Source organism: Nocardiopsis sp. YSL2 (assembly GCF_030555055.1).
In the GTDB taxonomy this organism is placed as follows: Bacteria; Actinomycetota; Actinomycetes; order Streptosporangiales; family Streptosporangiaceae; genus Nocardiopsis.
The window spans coordinates 42,848-59,569 of the sequence record NZ_JAMOAO010000001.1 but is presented as its reverse complement, the minus strand read 5'-3'; the positions used below and the strand labels follow the sequence as shown (position 1 = coordinate 59,569).

General features: G+C 70.1%; 9 protein-coding genes, 3 pseudogenes and 1 CRISPR repeat array. Of the genes and pseudogenes, 11 read left to right on the top strand and 1 reads right to left on the bottom strand.

The features are described from left to right. The first annotated feature begins 1 nt into the window (after nucleotide 1). From cas8c to cas2, 5 genes and pseudogenes are all read left to right on the top strand, one after another. Nucleotides 2-1,816, top strand: a complete 1,815-nt coding sequence (cas8c, locus tag M1P99_RS00245) for a type I-C CRISPR-associated protein Cas8c/Csd1 (RefSeq protein ID WP_304450668.1) — start codon at nucleotides 2-4, stop codon at nucleotides 1,814-1,816. A gap of 35 nt (nucleotides 1,817-1,851) precedes the next feature. Further along, nucleotides 1,852-2,739 carry a type I-C CRISPR-associated protein Cas7/Csd2 gene (gene cas7c, locus M1P99_RS00240; RefSeq protein WP_304450667.1) on the top strand — a complete coding sequence of 296 codons (888 nt, stop codon included), beginning with the start codon at nucleotides 1,852-1,854 and terminating at the stop codon, nucleotides 2,737-2,739. Further along, entirely contained in the window at nucleotides 2,736-3,395 is a 660-nt protein-coding gene (gene cas4, locus M1P99_RS00235; protein ID WP_304450666.1) for a CRISPR-associated protein Cas4, read from the top strand. The genes cas7c and cas4 overlap by 4 nt, the downstream gene beginning before the upstream one ends. Next, nucleotides 3,388-4,152, top strand: a pseudogene (gene cas1, locus M1P99_RS00230) (CRISPR-associated endonuclease Cas1); the annotation flags it as partial. The gene cas4 and the pseudogene cas1, both read left to right, overlap by 8 nt. A 259-nt stretch (nucleotides 4,153-4,411) precedes the next feature. Further along, nucleotides 4,412-4,702, top strand: coding sequence for a CRISPR-associated endonuclease Cas2 (gene cas2 / locus M1P99_RS00225; protein ID WP_304450665.1), 291 nt, complete (start codon nucleotides 4,412-4,414; stop codon nucleotides 4,700-4,702). Nucleotides 4,703-4,833: 131 nt separating this feature from the next. Beyond that, a CRISPR array of direct repeats spans nucleotides 4,834-6,670; the repeat unit is 37 nt; unit sequence GTGGCGGTCGCCCTCCGGGGCGACCGAGGATCGCAAC. Nucleotides 6,671-6,728: 58 nt separating this feature from the next. Here the strand turns inward: cas2 and M1P99_RS28595 are convergent. Continuing rightward, a pseudogene (locus M1P99_RS28595) lies at nucleotides 6,729-6,986 on the bottom strand (TrmO family methyltransferase); the annotation flags it as partial. A 158-nt stretch (nucleotides 6,987-7,144) separates the two neighbouring features. Here M1P99_RS28595 and M1P99_RS00220 point away from each other — a divergent pair. The 6 genes and pseudogenes from M1P99_RS00220 (at nucleotide 7,145) to M1P99_RS00195 (ending at nucleotide 16,680) form a co-directional block, all read left to right on the top strand. Further along, nucleotides 7,145-8,022, top strand: a pseudogene (locus tag M1P99_RS00220) (IS5 family transposase). A gap of 110 nt (nucleotides 8,023-8,132) precedes the next feature. After that, complete coding sequence (locus M1P99_RS00215; RefSeq protein ID WP_304450664.1) at nucleotides 8,133-9,371, top strand: DNA cytosine methyltransferase; 1,239 nt, start codon at nucleotides 8,133-8,135, stop codon at nucleotides 9,369-9,371. Then, nucleotides 9,368-9,691 (top strand): helix-turn-helix domain-containing protein, encoded by a 324-nt coding sequence (locus tag M1P99_RS00210; protein ID WP_304450663.1) that lies wholly within the window; start codon nucleotides 9,368-9,370, stop codon nucleotides 9,689-9,691. Before M1P99_RS00215 ends, M1P99_RS00210 begins: the two co-directional genes overlap by 4 nt. A 25-nt stretch (nucleotides 9,692-9,716) precedes the next feature. Beyond that, nucleotides 9,717-10,931 (top strand): tyrosine-type recombinase/integrase, encoded by a 1,215-nt coding sequence (locus tag M1P99_RS00205; RefSeq protein WP_304450662.1) that lies wholly within the window; start codon nucleotides 9,717-9,719, stop codon nucleotides 10,929-10,931. A gap of 140 nt (nucleotides 10,932-11,071) precedes the next feature. Then, nucleotides 11,072-12,496, top strand: a complete 1,425-nt coding sequence (locus tag M1P99_RS00200; protein ID WP_304450661.1) for a DUF2398 family protein — start codon at nucleotides 11,072-11,074, stop codon at nucleotides 12,494-12,496. Further along, nucleotides 12,493-16,680, top strand: a complete 4,188-nt coding sequence (locus tag M1P99_RS00195) for a TIGR02680 family protein (RefSeq protein ID WP_304450660.1) — start codon at nucleotides 12,493-12,495, stop codon at nucleotides 16,678-16,680. Before M1P99_RS00200 ends, M1P99_RS00195 begins: the two co-directional genes overlap by 4 nt. Nucleotides 16,681-16,722 lie beyond the last annotated feature (42 nt).

Genomic DNA, 16,722 nt, shown 5'->3' with positions numbered 1-16,722 from the left:
GATGCTGTTGACCCGTCTGGTCGAACACGCCCCCCACCTGGACCTGCCACCGGTCTACTACCGGCACCGGCGCGTGCGCTGGGTCCTCTCCCTGGACGCTCAGGGCAGGGTGAAGTCGGTGGACAGCGCCGGACACCCCACGTTGGGCTCCCTTGCCGATGGCGAAAACCGCCACGGGATCGAGCTGGCTACCCCTTACATCTACCGGTCCGGGGCCAAACCACCCCCGATGCTGCTGGTGGACACCCTGCAATACGTGCTCGCCATGCCGGTGAACGATTCCGACAAGGCCGAAGCCGAAGCGATCCGCTGCAACGACGCCTACATCGCCCTCCTCGAGCAGTGGTTCGAGCACGCCCCGGACGAGTCGACCGCGGCGGCCGTGCTGGCGTTCTTCCGCCGCCAGGGCCACCTCAACGTCACCATTCCCGAGGACGCCAAGCCCAGCGACACACTCGCCCTGCGCGTGGAGGGCCAGTGGGCCCATGAAGCCGACAGTGCCTCATCGGTCTGGCGCACCGTTGTGGCCCAGCGCAAGGGAAGCGACACAGGGAAGGGGGTGTGCTTGGCCTGCGGGCAGGAAGGGGCCCTGCTGGACACCATCCCCGAACCCGTCAAGGCCGGGGCGATCCCCGTCCCCACGGGGAGGGGCAGGGACACGGTCCTGGTCTCGGTCAACAAGTCCGCCCAGGGCCGCGGTGGACGGATCCAGCTTGCCGACATCCCCATCTGTGCCGGATGCGGCAGTACGGCCACCGCCGTGCTCAACTCGCTGCTGGCCACCAACGAGCACCGGTACCGCACCAGCGACAGCGTCACCGTCTGGTGGCTCAAACGCCCCACCCAGGTGAGCCTGCTGCGGTCCTTGCGTGAGGCCCGACCCGAGGACATCGGCGCGCTCTTCGCTGAACTCGACCAGCCCCGCACCGGGCTGGAGAACACCCGCACCGACCCCAACGCCTTCTACGCCGTGACCTTGTCGGCCAACCAGAGCCGGGTCGTGGTCCGGGACTGGCTCGATGTCCCCCTCACCGACGCGCTGACCCACGCCCGCACCTGGTTCGAGGACCACCAGATCCAGGACGTGTGGCAGACAGAACCCCAGCACGTGGCGCTGTGGCGGATGGCGCGCTGCCTGGGCCGCTGGAAGGACGACGACACCGGCAAGGGCTACGCCAAGGACAGCGAACCCAAAACAGCCGAGCGCACGCTGCTGTCCATGGCGCTACACGGCGAGCACTACCGGCCGCCGGTGTTCCTGCTCCAACGTCTGGACCAGCGCATCGGCGCCGACGGACACCTCGACCTGCCGCGCATGGCCCTGCTCAAACTCCTCCTGCTCCGCCTCAACCCCCAGCTTCGGGAGACCGTGATGCCCACCCTCAACGACAACGACGACCACCCCGCCGTGCTGTGCGGGCGCTTGTTCGCCACCTTCGAGCAGATCCAGTACCAGGCCCTGCGCGACCCCGCGACGAAGAAGGGCCCCAACACCACCGTCACCGACAAGTACTTCACCGCAGCCAAAGCCCGACCGCTGTCGGTGATGGAGATGGTCCGCGACACCGCCAACGCCCATCTCAAGCGCCTCAAGCGCGACAGCCCGGGTGCCTGGGGCGGATTGAGCAACCGCCTGGACGTCCTCTACACCCGCCTGGGCGGAGCACCACCGGCGACCCTGAACCTGGAAGGCCGCGCCCTGTTCACACTGGGCTACCACCAGCAGCGCGCCGACGACCGCGCCGCGGCGGCCAAAGCTAAGGAAGACAAAGCCGTCAAGGCCGCTCAGGACACCCCGGCAGACGAAACCGAATAACTGCCCCGCTGAGAACCCTCGGAAAGGACCTCTTCATGAGCACTGACACCACCCGCACGCACCTGGACCCCGCCCGCAAGCACGACTTCGTGTTCCTGTTCGACGTGCGCGATGGCAACCCCAACGGAGACCCCGACGCCGGGGGCATGCCCCGCACCGACCCCGAGACCGGCCAGGGCCTGGTCACCGACGTGGCCGTCAAGCGCAAGATCCGCAACACCGTCTCCCTGATCGCCCACGACCAGTCCGGCTACGACATCTACGTCGAGGCCGGCACTTCCCTGAACTCCCAGCACGAACGCGCTTATGAGGCCCTGAACCTGGACGCCGACAAGAAGAAGCGGCGCGTGTCCGAACCCCAGGCCCAGCAGTGGATGTGCACGCACTTCTTCGACGTGCGCATGTTCGGCGCGGTCATGACGACGGGCAAGAAGCCCGCCGGGCGAGTGCAGGGTCCGCTCCAGCTCACCTTCTCCCGCTCCCTCGACCCGGTACTGCCGCAACTGCACGGCATCACCCGCGTCACCCAGACCCGGGAGGAAGACGTGGAGAAGGGGGAGAGCACCGAGATGGGCACCAAGCACACCATCCCCTACGGGCTGTTCCGAGGCCACGGACACTTCAGTGCCCCCCTGGCCCAGCGCACCGGCGTCACCGGCAAGGACCTGGAGGTGTTCTGGAGGGCGATGACGCTGATGTTCGAACACGACCGGGCCTCCACCCGCGGGGAGATGGCGTTGCGCGGGTTGTACGTGTTCTCCCACGACGACGCGTTCGGTAGGGCCCCGGCCCACGAACTCCTGGAGCGCATCGAGGTGGCCAGCCTCGACCAGGGGGCCGTGCGGTCCTTCGACGGCTACAAGGTGCAGGTCAGCGAGGAGAACCTGCCCGAAGGCGTCACGTTGACCAGGATCGTGGGATGAGCACGCCTGAGGCGCCACCCCGAGAGCTCACCCCGGTGATGCTCTCGGCACTGGAGCATTACGACTATTGCCCCCGCCAAGCCGGGCTCATCCTGCTGGAAGACGGATACGCCGACGACGCCGCCACCGTGCGCGGCACCCTGCTGCACCACCGCGTCCACGAACCCGGGGAAGACAACCGGCCCGGAGTACGCACCCTGCGCGCCCTGCCGGTCTGGCACCACGGCCTCGGACTGAGTGGGGTGTGCGACGTGGTGGAAATCCACGCCGACGGCACAGTCCTGCCCGTGGAGCACAAGTCCGGTTCCTACAAGCCGGGAGGGCCGGCCGACCTCCAGGTCGCCGCTCAGGCCATGTGCCTGGAGGAACGGCTGCGCACCACGATCACCTCAGCGGTCATCTACTCCTCCGCCGACCGGCGACGCCACATCATCACCGTGGACGGGGACCTGCGCGCCAGGGTGCGGGAAACGGCCGAGCACGTGCGGGCGGTCATAGAACAGACCGCGCTCCCCGCCCCTGCCGCGGACCAGCGGTGCCGCCGCTGCTCGATGAACATCACCTGCATGCCCAAGGTCCTGGCCAACCACAAGAAGTTCGCCACACTTCGGGGAGCGTTGTTCTCCCCGGCACCCGAGACGGACTGGGATGACTGAACTCCTCAACACCCTCTACATCCAAACCCCGGGAGCGTCCCTGCATCTGGAGCACGACACGGTCCGCGTCGTCATCCCCGACACCCCACAACGCCATGTGCTGCCGCTGCGCCGGTTGGAATCGATCGTGGTGATGGGCAACATTCAGATCAGCTCCCAGCTGATGTCGCGCTGTGCCGAGGATGGCCGCCCCATCGTGTGGATGAGCAGAGGAGGCCGGTTCCTCAACCGCACCGACGGGCCCACACGCGGCAACGTCCTGCTGCGCCACACCCAACACCTGGCCTACGCCGACGCCGCAGCGCGTCTGGGGATCGCGCAGGCCTGTATCGCGGGCAAGGTGCAGAACTGCCGTCAGGTCGTCCTGCGCGGGGCTCGGGATGCGACCAAGCACAAGACGCGGCTGCGCGAGATCGCCCAGACACTCGCCGAAGCCGTGGACAGCCTGCCCGATACCCAGGATGTGGAGTCGGTGTTCGGGGTGGAGGGCAACGCGGCCCGCGTCTACTTCGAAGCCTTCGCTCTCATGCTGCGCACGGACACCGGTATCGATTTCCCGGGCCGGGTGAAGCGGCCACCCACGGACCCCGCCAATGCGCTGCTGTCCTTTCTGTATGGCCTGACACGGTCGGTGGTGCACGGTGCGTGTGAGCAGGTCGGGCTGGACCCCTACATCGGGTTCCTGCACGGGTTGCGCCCCGGGAAACCGGCGCTGGCCTTGGACCTGATGGAGGAGCTGCGGCCCTTCACCGCGGACCGTCTCGCGCTCACGCTGATCAACCGCAAACAGGTGCGCCTGGACCATTTTTCGAGACACTTCCGGGCGGAGCCGTGCAGCTCACTGAGGAGGGGCGCAAGGAGGTGCTCACCCAGTGGCAGGCCCACCGTAAGAAGGAGCACCCGCACCGTCTCCTGGGAAGAAAGGTGCCAGTGGCATTGCTGCCAGCGGCCCAAGCCCGGATCCTGGCCCGCCACGTGCGTGGTGACCTTCCCGGCTACCTGCCTTGGACACTGTGATGGAGCTACTGGTCACCTACGACGTGGCGACCGTCGAACCCGAGGGCGCACGCCGGTTGCGGCAGGTCGCCAAGCTCTGCGAGGGGTACGGGCTACGCGTGCAGAAATCAGTGTTCGAAGTGGTGTGTACCGACGCCGAGGTGTTGACGCTGACGGACCGCATCGAGCGGATCATCGATGACAGCGAGGACAGTGTGCGCATCTATCGGGTGCCGAGGGGAACGTTCAGCTCGGTGAACACGCTGGGCATCGCCCGGCGTCTCCCGCACGGTGACTCGTTGGTGTTGTAGTGAGGAACCTGCAGTGATCAGAGAATCCCGGGCCGGTTCCCAACCGCCTTCGGGCGCCTCTGAGTGCGAGTGTCTGGTTTTGACAGTATGTTCGGCGCGGATCCTGGGAGAGTTCTCCCAGTTCGCGCGCCGTGGCGGTCGCCCTCCGGGGCGACCGAGGATCGCAACTTCACCGCCGCCCAGCAGGCGTGCGACACCACCGCCGTGGCGGTCGCCCTCCGGGGCGACCGAGGATCGCAACGGCATTATCGGGCCCGTCCCCTGCTTCGTCGGTGTCGTGGCGGTCGCCCTCCGGGGCGACCGAGGATCGCAACGTGCAGGTGCCCACCCTGATCCAGGCGGGCCCCATGGTGGCGGTCGCCCTCCGGGGCGACCGAGGATCGCAACAACGAGGCCAAGCGCCCCCTCATCTCCTGGTACCAGTGGCGGTCGCCCTCCGGGGCGACCGAGGATCGCAACCAGAAGATGGCCCTGTGCGTGGAGAACGCCGGGGCGTGGCGGTCGCCCTCCGGGGCGACCGAGGATCGCAACTTGTTGGCCGAGCGGGTGTATGTCGTGGACTGGCGGTGGCGGTCGCCCTCCGGGGCGACCGAGGATCGCAACGGCTGGTCGCCGTACTCACCCGCCGGATCGGCCAAGTGGCGGTCGCCCTCCGGGGCGACCGAGGATCGCAACGAAGGGCTCACCGGAGTCGGCATCGAAGGGCTGGTGTGGCGGTCGCCCTCCGGAGCGACCGAGGATCGCAACCACGACGCCATCGTCCAGGGCGACGTCACCCACGACGTGGCGGTCGCCCTCCGGGGCGACCGAGGATCGCAACGGCGACAGGTGCGCGTACCGCTGCGTCGTCTGGTAGGTGGCGGTCGCCCTCCGGGGCGACCGAGGATCGCAACGTCTACACCGACACCGCCACCGCGCAGGGGCAACCGTGGCGGTCGCCCTCCGGGGCGACCGAGGATCGCAACGACACCATGCCGACCCTGTACGACCAGGGCGGGTGGTGGCGGTCGCCCTCCGGGGCGACCGAGGATCGCAACGAGGACATCGACGGCCACACCCCGGCCCAGCCCTGGTGGCGGTCGCCCTCCGGGGCGACCGAGGATCGCAACGACACCATGCCGACCCTGTACGACCAGGGCGGGTGGTGGCGGTCGCCCTCCGGGGCGACCGAGGATCGCAACGAGGACATCGACGGCCACACCCCGGCCCAGCCCTGGTGGCGGTCGCCCTCCGGGGCGACCGAGGATCGCAACCTGTCCGCGTGCTTCTTCGGCGGCGCCTACTGGCTGTGGCGGTTGCCCTCCGGGGCGGCCGAGGATCGCAACGTCATCCTCATGGCCATCCAGGCCGCCTGACCAGGGTGGCGGTCGCTCTTCGGGGCGGCCGAGGATCGCAACGATCAGATCGGATACGCGTACACGGTGGCGGTCGCCCTTCGATGCGGCCGAGGATCGCAACGTCGTCAACCTCTACGACTCGCGCCGGGGCATCATCGTGGCGGTCGCCCTCCGGGGCGACCGAGGATCGCAACGTCCACGTGTTGTGGAGGGTCTGCGCGGCCGTCGACGTGGCGGTCGCCCTTTGGGGCGGCCGAGGATCGCAACCTCGTGATGGGGTCGCGCTTGCCGTTCTGCGGCGGCGTGGCGGTCGCCGTGCGGGGTGACCGAGGATCGCAACTGGTACGACACGGTCGACGCGACCGGCCGCCCGGTGGTGGCGGTCGCCCTTCGGAGCGGCCGAGGATTACAACGAGAGGACACCTGTCCCCATGATCAGCCAGAATGCGTGGCGGTCGCCGTGCGGGGTGGCTGAGGATCGCAACGAACACGCATGGTGCGTGGGCGCCAACGGGGTGGTCGTGGCGGTCACCCTTTGGGGGTGTCGAGGGGCGCAACCAGGTGGGCCAGGAAGAGCGGGCGGACGCCGCTACTGTGGTGGTCGCCCTTCGGGGCGGCCGAGGATCGCAACACCCCGGACGCGAACGGGTCCGGGCGGGCAGGGATGAAGGGCACTCGCTGGTGGAGTTCTACTGGACGGTGTCGAGTTCACAGTCGACGTGCCACTCATTCAGCGTTGGCCCAGTAGTCCTTGAGCATCTCGCCCGGCCACGACGGCTGCCGCCGTCGCCACGGGGCCCGAACTCGCCGAACCACGGTGCGATGTCCAGGACTGGGGTCCCGTCAACCGCGTCCAGGTCCTCGACATGCAGGTCGCGTCCTTCGATGTGGAGCAGGCGCGGGTGGGACACGGCGATCCGTGCGGGGCGGCGGTGGTTGCGGTGGACGAACGTTCCGGTCTCGGGCTAGGGCCTGTTTGGTAACTGGTGTGATCAGGGGCAAAAGCACCGATCTGGTCACGCCAGGCGTGTCACCCCGCACATAGGCGAAGCCTTCGGTAGATCAGTCAACGACCAAGAAGACCAAGCCCACCGAAGGCTTCGCTGTGACCCTACCCGGCCCCGGGCGCGGTGACCTCACCGACGCCCAATGGTCTGTGCTCGAACCGCTCCTGCCCGTGCCGGCCACCGGCCGTCCGCCCTCGCGCTCCAAGCGCACCCTGATCAACGGCATCCGCTGGCGGGTGCGGGCCGGCGCCCCCTGGCGCGACGTACCCGAGCGCTACGGCCCCTGGCAGAGCGTCTACGACCTCTTCCGCCGCTGGACCCGCAACGGCACCTGGGCCCGAATTTTGGACGCCCTGCGCGCCCTGGCCGACGCGGCGGGCCTGATCACCTGGCAGGTCAACGTCGACTCCACCATCGTGCGCGCCCACCAGCACGCCGCCGGAGCCGCGAAAAGGGGGAGGGCCCAGATCACGAAACGGACGAGCCCGACGACCACGCTCTGGGACGCTCGCGGGGCGGGTGGACCACCAAGATCCACCTGGCCTGCGAGCAGCGCCAAAAGCCCTTGTCGGTGGTGGTCACGGCCGGCCAGCGCGGGGACGCCCCTCAGTTCGAGCCGGTCATGGAACGTATCCGCGTGGCGGGGCGGGATCGCAGTGGTCCGGCGCGCACCCGGCCGGTGCGGGTACGCGCGGATAAGGCCTACAGCTCGAAGAAGATCCGTGCCTACCTGCGCAGACGCAAGATCAGAGCGACGATTCCCGAACCCGCCGACCGGGTGCGCAACCGCAAACGCAAGGGGCGGAGTGGGGGTCGTCCGCCCGGCTTCGACAAGGTCGACTACCGGGCCCGGCACGCGGTGGAGTGCGGGATCAACCGGCTCAAACGCAACCGGGCGGTGGCCACGCGCTATGACAAGCTCGCCCTTCGCTACGAGGCCACCGTCCAGATCGCTGCCATCAACGAATGGCTCTGACTTTCCAAACAGGCCCTAGGCACCGACGCCGGACCCGAACCGCAGGGCTGCTCACCCTGGGCATGCCGCGGCGACGAACTCGGCGACGCGGCATCAGGCGGTGAGAACGCGTGACCGCCGACCTGCCGTCGCTGCCGCTGGAGCAGGACACGACGATCGGGTCGCTGTGCACCGGATACGCAGGCCTCGACATGGGAGTTGCCGCCGCAGTGGGCGGCAACGCACGCCTTCTGTGGGCCGCCGACCACGACCCCCACATCAGCCGCCTGCTTGCGCAACGCTTCCCCGGAACCCCCAACCTCGGCGGCCTGGCCGCCGTGCACTGGGCACACGTGCCGCGCCCGGACGTGATCACCGCAGGGTTCCCCTGTCAGGACATCAGCCCGGCCGGCCGGGGCGCCGGTATCGAGAAAGGAGAGCACTCCAGTGTGTGGCACCACGTCATGGACGCCGTTCGCCGTCTACGACCGGACCTGCTCGTGCTGGAGAACGTGGCCGCCCTGCGCTGGAAGGGAAGGGGGTTCGACCGCGTACTCGCGGACCTGGCCCGCGCGGGGTATGACGCTCGATGGTGCAGCGTACGCGCCATCGACGCCGGCGCGTGCCACCGCCGCGAACGAGTGTTCGTTGCTGCCCACCCCACGCGCCAGCGACGCTCGAACCAGAGCGTGCAACGTGAACCGGTGCGAAGGCACGGGTGTGTGGCGCGGACGACGGGTGGCCGATGTGCACTGGCATGCGCCCCACACCCTCGCGTACGCAACCACCCGCACTGCGGCAACCACAACCCGCAGGCGCAGCGGCAGCATGTTTCTGCCCACGCCCCGCGCCAGCGACTGTGCGAAGGGCAGCCCGACCCAGTGGGATTCACACGGTCGCCCCAGTCTGCCCTCCGCGGCCATTGGTACGCATCGCGGCAACACGGGCCACGTGCTGTGTACACAGCGCCGCCGTTCGCGTACGCATGGGGGCAGTACGAACCCGCGATCCGCCGATGGGAAGCGGTGCTCGGCCGAGCGGCACCACCGCCGACCGAAGCCGGCATCCGGAGACAGCCCCGGATGAGTTCTGAGCTGGTCGAGTGGATGGTGGGTCTTCCCGAAGGCTGGGTCACCGACCCTGACCTCGGCCTGCCGCGAACCGCCCAGCTTCAGGCCCTCGGCAACGGCGTCGTGCCGCAACAGGCCGCGAGAGCCGTTCGGCACCGCTCACCGACCATGCCGATGCCGAGTCACCCGGCAAGTGCGGGTGAGCCGGAGATGAAACCTTGTGCGTCTGCTTCGGTGCTAGGAGCGGCATGCCGTGACACCCGTAGCCGTGCCGCGGCACAGAGCAGGAGTGCCAGGTGACCGGAAAGCTAGACCCCTCTAACCAGCGCGGCAAACGGGTGTTTGAACAGGAAAAACGCGGTTATTCTGCAAGCTCTGGCGATCGGCGAGACCAAGATGCGAGCTCGCCTCCAACGGTCTACACCCCGGCTGAGGCCGCCGCTCTGCTCAAGGTCCCCGAGTCCTGGCTGCGCAAGCGTGTTTCCGCTCGCCAGGTGCCCTGCACCTTCATCGGGAAGCATCTGCGCTTCAGCGCAACCGACATCGAACAGATCATCGAGTCCGGACACCGCGCTCCCGTGTCCCGTTCTTCTCGTCCGCGCCGACGCGCGGACGAATGACCCCTGTGAATGGAAAGGAGTGCGCATGGCGTACGCAGAACGCCGGGGAGGAACCTGGCGAGTGAAGTACAAAAAGCCTGACGGCGCCTGGGCCTCGGAGTCGGGGTTCGAGACCAAGGAATCCGCCCTCGCCTGGGGGCGGGACCAGGAGACCGACATCCGCCGAAATACCTGGATCGACCCCACACACGCGCAGGAAAAGTTCGGGCCGTTCGCCGAGAAGGTGTTCGCCACCGCGCGCGTGTCGAACAACACCCGGGATAAGAACCGATCCAATCTGGACTGCCACATCCTGCCGCAGTGGAAGGACTGGCCTCTGGGGGCGATCTTCAACGACTACCTGGAGATCGAGCGATGGGCACAGAGCCTGCACGAGAAGTTGGCGGAGGCGTCAGTGGCGACCGTGTTCGGATACTTCTCGCACATTCTCGCCGTCGCGGTCAAGGCACGCAAGACACCTGCTAACCCCGCCCGCGATGTGCGAGTGACTACGGGTGAGTACGAGCCTGAACGACAGGTGGCCACGCCCGTGCAGTTCCTGAGGGCGGCCGTGCGGTTGCACGCGTCCTTCGGGCGGGTCGGATTCGTGCTGGCCCTGATGAACGGATACACAGGGGCGCGCTGGTCGGAACTCGTCGGTCTGCGGCCGCATGACTACGACGAGGTCAACCACGCTGTCCCGATACGCACGCCGTTACTGGAAGTCAGCGGAAAGTTCGAGACAGCGAAGAAAACCAAGACCCCGGCAGGGAAGCGCTCGATCGAGCTCCCGCCGTTCCTGGACGCCCTCTACACGGACCTGATCGAGGCCTGTGAGTCCGACTACCTGTTCACCGGCCCCAAGGGGGGTCTGATGCGTCGTCGGAACTTCCAGGTAGGGCTCTGGCGCCCTGCTTGGAATGGTGATCCCCGGAGTGACCAGGCGTGGCTGCGGCGTCCGCTTTTGCCGGGGTTCACCTTCCATGAGGGGCGGCACACCCAGCGAACCTGGCTCGCCGAGGACGAGATCCCCGAGGTTGCCCGTGCGGCCAGGCTGGGGCACAAGATGCTGGGCATGGCCCGGGTGTACGAGCATGTCACACCGCAGATGAGGCAGCGTGTACTCTCCGCGCTCGAAAGTCGGTGGACGCAGAGCGTCGCAGCCCTGTCCGATCAGGAGAGGGAGACGCTGTTCGGCGTCGTGCCGCTGCTCGAAGAGCACTACTGTGGAGGTGGTGAGAACCGGCTCTCGGGGAGCTGACTCAGAGAACGATCTCCCAGATATCTCCCAATCTGGGTCGAGTGTTCCCCGAGAATATTCTGCAAAGCCCTCTGGACTGCGATGACGCCGGTGTGTGATGCGAGGCCTGAGGCCGTGACTACTACTGGGAAGGGGACGTGATGGCCGGCCACCGAGGCCCCGCCCGCACCGTCGACCCCGCCGACCTGGGCTCCTACCAGCAGGCCGTGCGACGCGTTCTGACCTGCGACCTCATCACCGCGACGCGTCCGCGCCCCGGGGCGCTCGACCAGGTCCTGCGCTGGGCCGACCAACTGGCCGAGGACCTGCGCGGCCTGTTCGGCTACACGCTCATCGCCACCACCGACCACGTCCGGCTGGTGCGTGAACTCGACGAGCTCGACCCCACCCAGCGCCAGGTCTTCTCCCGACGGGGACGGCCCTTCGACCGCCGCCGCCTGGCCTACCTGTGCCTGCTGCTGGCCTGCTTCCAGCGCTCGCAGATCGAGATCAGCCTCGGTGACCTGGTCCGCCTGTTCACGCCCGGCGCCAACGCCGTCGAAGGGCTGGGCTACGACCCCACCGACTCCACGCACAAGGCCGCGCTGGTCGACGTCGCCCACTGGCTGCTGGACCGCGGCGCCCTGCACCTGTCCGACGGCTCCCTCGAGGCCTGGGCGCGCGGCGGAGACCAGGCCGACGCCCTCTTCGACGTCGACCACGACGTCTGCGAGATCCTCTTCCGTCCGGCCCGCCCCGTGCAGCACCTGGGCAGCGTCACCGGCCTGCTCAGCGACACCGAGGCGGGGGGAGCGCGGCGGGAGCGCACCGCCCAGCGGGCGCGCCGCCTGCTCCTGGAGCACCCGGCCGTCTACTACGCCGACCTCGACGCCGACACGGCCGCGGCCCTGCGCACCAGGGGCCTGGCCGAGGAGGTCGCCCGGATCACCGGCCTGACGGTGGAGCGCAGGGCGGAGGGCGTGCTGCTCGCCGACCCCGGCGGGCTCTTCACCGACCGGCCCTTCCCAGGGCGCGGGGGTGCGGTCACCCGCACGGCCGGCCTGCTGCTGGCCCAGCTGGCCGACCTGTTCGAGACCTCATGGGCGGCCCTGGTGCACATGGAGGCGCCCTCGCGATCGGGCGAGCACGCCGACCTCGTCCGCCTCGTCGACGCCGGACTGCCCCGGCACGGCGTGGTGGGCGAACTCGCCTGGACCGACACCGCGGACCGCGCCCCGGCCCCGGCCGCCGACTCCCAGCGGGTGCCCCTGGTCGAGCGCGGGCGCCTGGAGGACATGGTGGCCGACCTGTTCGCCGAGTTCGGCGCGGTCTCCTTCACCAACGCCTGGCAGCAGGACCCGCACGGTCTGCTGGACGCCGCCCTGGCCCTGCTCGCCGACCTGCGCCTGGTCCGCCCGGTGCCCGGCGGCGTCCTCGTCATGCCCGCCGCGTTGCGCTACCGCAACATCCAGGGCGCCCTCCCCGAACGCGAGGCCACCGGCCACCTCCCGTTCGGCCCCCTGGACGAGCACGCTCCCCCCGCCGGCGCGACCGCCGCCCCCGATCCCGAAGGAAAGCCCGAATGACCCGCAGGAGCGACCGCTTCCGGCCCAGCCGCGCCGGCGTGATCAACGTCTGGGACTACGTCGACGAGGAGTTCGCCTTCGCCGACGGGCGCCTGATCCTGCGCGGGCACAACGGCTCGGGCAAGACCAAGGCGCTGGAGGTGCTGTTCCCCTTCATCCTGGACGGCTACACCGACGCCCGCCGGCTCGACCCCTTCAGCGGCCAGAACCGCACGATGAAGTCCAACCTGCTCTACCGGGGGGACGAGTCGGCGTACGGGTACGTGTGGATGGAGTTCGCCCGCCCCGGCGTGGGGACCGGAGGCGACACCGAGACGGTCACCCTCGTCATCGGACTGCGCGCGCACAAGCACCGCGACGGCGTCGCGCCGTCCTTCTTCGTCACCGACCAGCGCCTGGGCGTGGACTTCGGCCTGCTCGCCGCCGACCACCGTCCACTGACCGAACGCCAGCTCAAGGCCGTCCTGGGCGAGGACGCCCACCACGGCACCGCCGCGGACTACCGGCGCGCCGTCGACGCCCGCCTGTTCGGACTCAGGGACCGCTACATCCAGCTCCTGGACCTGCTGCTGGCCCTGCGCCGCCCGCTGCTCGCCAAGGACCTGGACCCGGAGAAGGTCTCCGACACCCTCACCAGCGGACTCAGCCCCGTCGACGAGGCACTCGTGGACCAGGCCGCCCGCGACTTCGCCAACCTCGCCGCCGTCCAGGTCCGCTTCGACAACGCCACCGCCGCCGACGAGGCGGTACGGTCCTTCACCCGCGAGTACGCCGACTACCTCACCACCAACGCCCGCCACCGGCTCGCCACCGTCACCGCGGCCGTCGACCAGGCCGCCGCGCACGCCGACACCGTGAGGGCGGCCTCCGAGGAGAACCACCGCTCCACCCTGGCCCGGGACGACGCCCGCACCCGCGAACAGGCCCTGGACACCCGGATCGGCACGCTGGCGGCCGAGGTCAAGGCCCTGGAGGCCGACGAGGCCCTGCGCAGCCACGAGAGCCTGCGCACCCGGCGCCTGCACCACGACGAGCGCTCCCGCCTCCTGGCCACCCAGGCCGCCCGGGTGGACAACCAGGTCCAGGAGATCACCCACCTGCGCACCGAGGCCGCCCGCGTCGCCGAGCGCATCGACCGCGACCGCGCCTCCGCCCGGCGTCTGTCCGGAGAGCTCGCCGACGCGGCCGACACCGCCGGGATCGGGCACGACGCCGAAGGGCCCGTCGACACCGGCGAGGACCTGCCGACCACCGCCCGGGCCCGTGCCGCCGCCCGTGAGGACGACGTCCGAGCGGTCCGCGAGCACCTGGACGCCCTCGACACGGCCGAGGCGGCCCGTCGGCGCGCCGACGCCGACAGCGCCCGCGCCGTCGCCGACCTCGATGAGGCCCAGGACGGCTGCGCCCGTGCCGACGAGGAGCTCACCGGACTGCGCGCCGCCACCGCCCAGGCCGTCGGCGAGTGGGCCGACCGGTGGAACATCCTGGGCGCGGAGGGCCGCGACGCCCTGGCCGAGGCGGTCGGACGGTTCGGTGAGCCCGGCACGGCCACCCTCACCGAGGTCTTCAACGAGCACGTCCACGACGCCCAACTGGAAGTCGCCGCCCGCGTGCAGGGGCTGGAGACCGAGGCGTCGGCGATCGACGGCGAACTCACCGACCTGCGGCGCGAACGCGACGACATCGCCGCTGAACGCGACGACGCCCCGCCCGTCGACCACCACCGCACCGCCCCGCGCGGGGGACGGCTCGGCGCACCGCTGTGGCGGCTGGTGCGTTTCGCCGACGACCTGCCCGAGGACGCCGCCGCCGCCGTCGAGGGCTCGCTCCAGGCCGCCGGGCTGCTCACCGCGTGGATCCACCCCGATCCCGAACTCACCCGCACCGCGCTCGAGGACGGCGAAGCCGACGCCTATCTGCTGCCCGCCGCCGACCCGGTCCGGGGACGCACCCTCGCCGACGTGCTGGTCCCCGAGCGCCAGGACCACGTTCCCGCCGAGACGATCTCCCGGGTCCTGCGCTCGCTGCCCTTCCACGGCCAGGACGAGGGCGTCGCGCGCGGCGGTGTGGACGCCCGCGCGCGCTTCGGGCTCGGCGTGCTCGTCGGCGCCCACCCCAAGCCCGCCGCCGAGTTCATCGGCGCCACCAACCGCGCCCACCGCCGCCGCGACCGACTCGCCGCCTGCGACCGGCGCATCGACGAACTCACCGAGCGCCGCACCGCCGTCGGGGACCGGCTGGAACAGGCCAGGGAACTCCTCAAGGACTACGGACGCGCCCGCGCCGACCTGCCCGACCCCACTCCCGTCGCCCAGGCGGTGCGCACCGTCGAACGCCGCTCCACGCTGCTGGCCTCGGCCCGCGCCACGGCCGACCGGCTCCGCCGTGCCCTGGACACGGCGGTGGCCGAGGTCGACGCCCACCGACGACAGGTGCGAGCCGTGGCCGCCGAACGCGCCATGCCGGCCGACCGCCCCGGCACCGAGGCCGTGGCGGCGGCCCTGGCCGGGTTCCTGGAGACGGCCGGGGCCCTGCACGCCGCGCGCACCGACGCCGCCGAGTTCGAACGCGACCTGGCCGGTCGCCGGGAGACCATCGACCGGCTCACCGCAGCCCTGGAGTCCGACCAGGAGGACCTCGCCGAGCAGCGCGCCGCCCACGAGGAGGAGGCCGCCGAGCTGGTCGCCCTGGAAGCGGCGATCGACGCTCCCGTCAAGGAGATCCTGGCCCGGCTCGACGGTCTGCGGGGCGACCTGCACCGCACCACCGCCGAGCGCGACGGCGCCCGCAGGTCCGCGGCCGCCGAACACGAGGCGGTGATCCGCTCCGAGACCCGGCGCGAACAGGGCCGGGAGGCGCTCACCACCGCGCTGAACGCCCTGTACGAGCGGGTGGAGTCCCTGGGGGAGTTCACCCAGCCCTCGGTGCGCGCCGTCCTGGGCGTCGACCTCGACGCGGCCTGGCCCGACCGGCGGAACTGGCCCGGCCCCGAGGAGGCCGCCGACGCCCTGCTCACGGGATCGGCCGCGACCGTGCACGACACGCTGCCCGAGGGGGTCGGCGCGCTGCTCGCGGGCCTGGCCGAGGCCGTGGGCACGGCGCCCAAGGTCGGTGAGGGCGACATCAAGCGGACCGCCACCCGGATGTCCAACGCGCTGCGCACCTTCCAGGAGACGCTGGGCGGGGACTCCGAGGGCTACCGGGTCGACCACGAGGTCGGGCCCACCGGCGTCATCACCGTCTTCGTCAACGACGAGGGCGGACGCAGCCCGGTCTCGGCGTTCGCGCGCACGATCGCCGACCGGGTCGAGGAACAGGGCGCGCTCATGCGCGACGAGGAGCACCGGGTCCTGGAGGACGAGCTGCTCGGCGGCATCGCCCAGCAGATCCACGAGCGCGTCGCCGCCGCTCGCGACCTCGTCCGGCGGATGGACCGCGACACCCGGGCCCGCCCCATGTCCTCGGGCACCCAGATCGGTATCCGCTGGGCCCGCTCGGAGGCGCTCAACGACCGCGAGCGGACCGCCGCCCAACTGGTCAAGCGCGACGGGACCGGTCTGGGTCCCTCCGGCCTGGCCGAGCTGCGCGCCGTCCTGCGGGAGATGATCCGCGAATACCACGCCGCCCACCCCCGCGCGAGCTACAAGCAGGTGCTGTCCGCGGTCCTGGACTACCGCACCTGGTACCGGTTCGAGCTGCGCCTGGCCGTTCCCGGCCAGGAGGAGGTCCGGCTCACCAAGAACAAGCACGAACAGATGTCGGGCGGGGAGAAGTCCGCCGCCATCCACCTGCCGCTGTTCGCCGCAGCCAACGCCCTGTACTCCTCGGCGGCTCCCACCTGCCCGCGCGTGGTCGCGCTGGACGAGGCCTTCGCGGGCATCGACGACCGCTACAAGCCGGAGCTGATGGGCCTGACGGTCACCTTCGACCTGGACATGTTCATGACCGGGCACGACCTGTGGGTGCACTACGAGAGCGTTCCCATGGCCGCCCACTACGACATGCACCACGACAAGGGCTCGCACACGGTCTCGGCCATGCTCATGCTCTGGGACGGCACGCAGACCATCGACGCCGACGCGGGCTTCTCGGGCAACGAGGAACTGGCCGCCGAACTCCTGGGCATCACCCCCAGCAGGTTCGTCCCCCAGTCCACCGCCGGCACCCTCCTCGCCGAGGAATGACGGAGAACCGCCCGGCCGTCGGTCATGCCACGTTGAGCGGGG

Bases quoted from the DNA above. Each gene is read 5' to 3' on its own strand.
- cas8c (WP_304450668.1), top strand. From the start codon at position 2: ATGCTGTTGACCCGTCTGGTCGAACACGCCCCCCACCTGGACCTGCCA.
- cas7c (WP_304450667.1), top strand. From the start codon at position 1,852: ATGAGCACTGACACCACCCGCACGCACCTGGACCCCGCCCGCAAGCAC.
- cas4 (WP_304450666.1), top strand. From the start codon at position 2,736: ATGAGCACGCCTGAGGCGCCACCCCGAGAGCTCACCCCGGTGATGCTC.
- cas2 (WP_304450665.1), top strand. From the start codon at position 4,412: ATGGAGCTACTGGTCACCTACGACGTGGCGACCGTCGAACCCGAGGGC.
- M1P99_RS00205 (WP_304450662.1), top strand. From the start codon at position 9,717: ATGGCGTACGCAGAACGCCGGGGAGGAACCTGGCGAGTGAAGTACAAA.
- M1P99_RS00200 (WP_304450661.1), top strand. From the start codon at position 11,072: ATGGCCGGCCACCGAGGCCCCGCCCGCACCGTCGACCCCGCCGACCTG.
- M1P99_RS00195 (WP_304450660.1), top strand. From the start codon at position 12,493: ATGACCCGCAGGAGCGACCGCTTCCGGCCCAGCCGCGCCGGCGTGATC.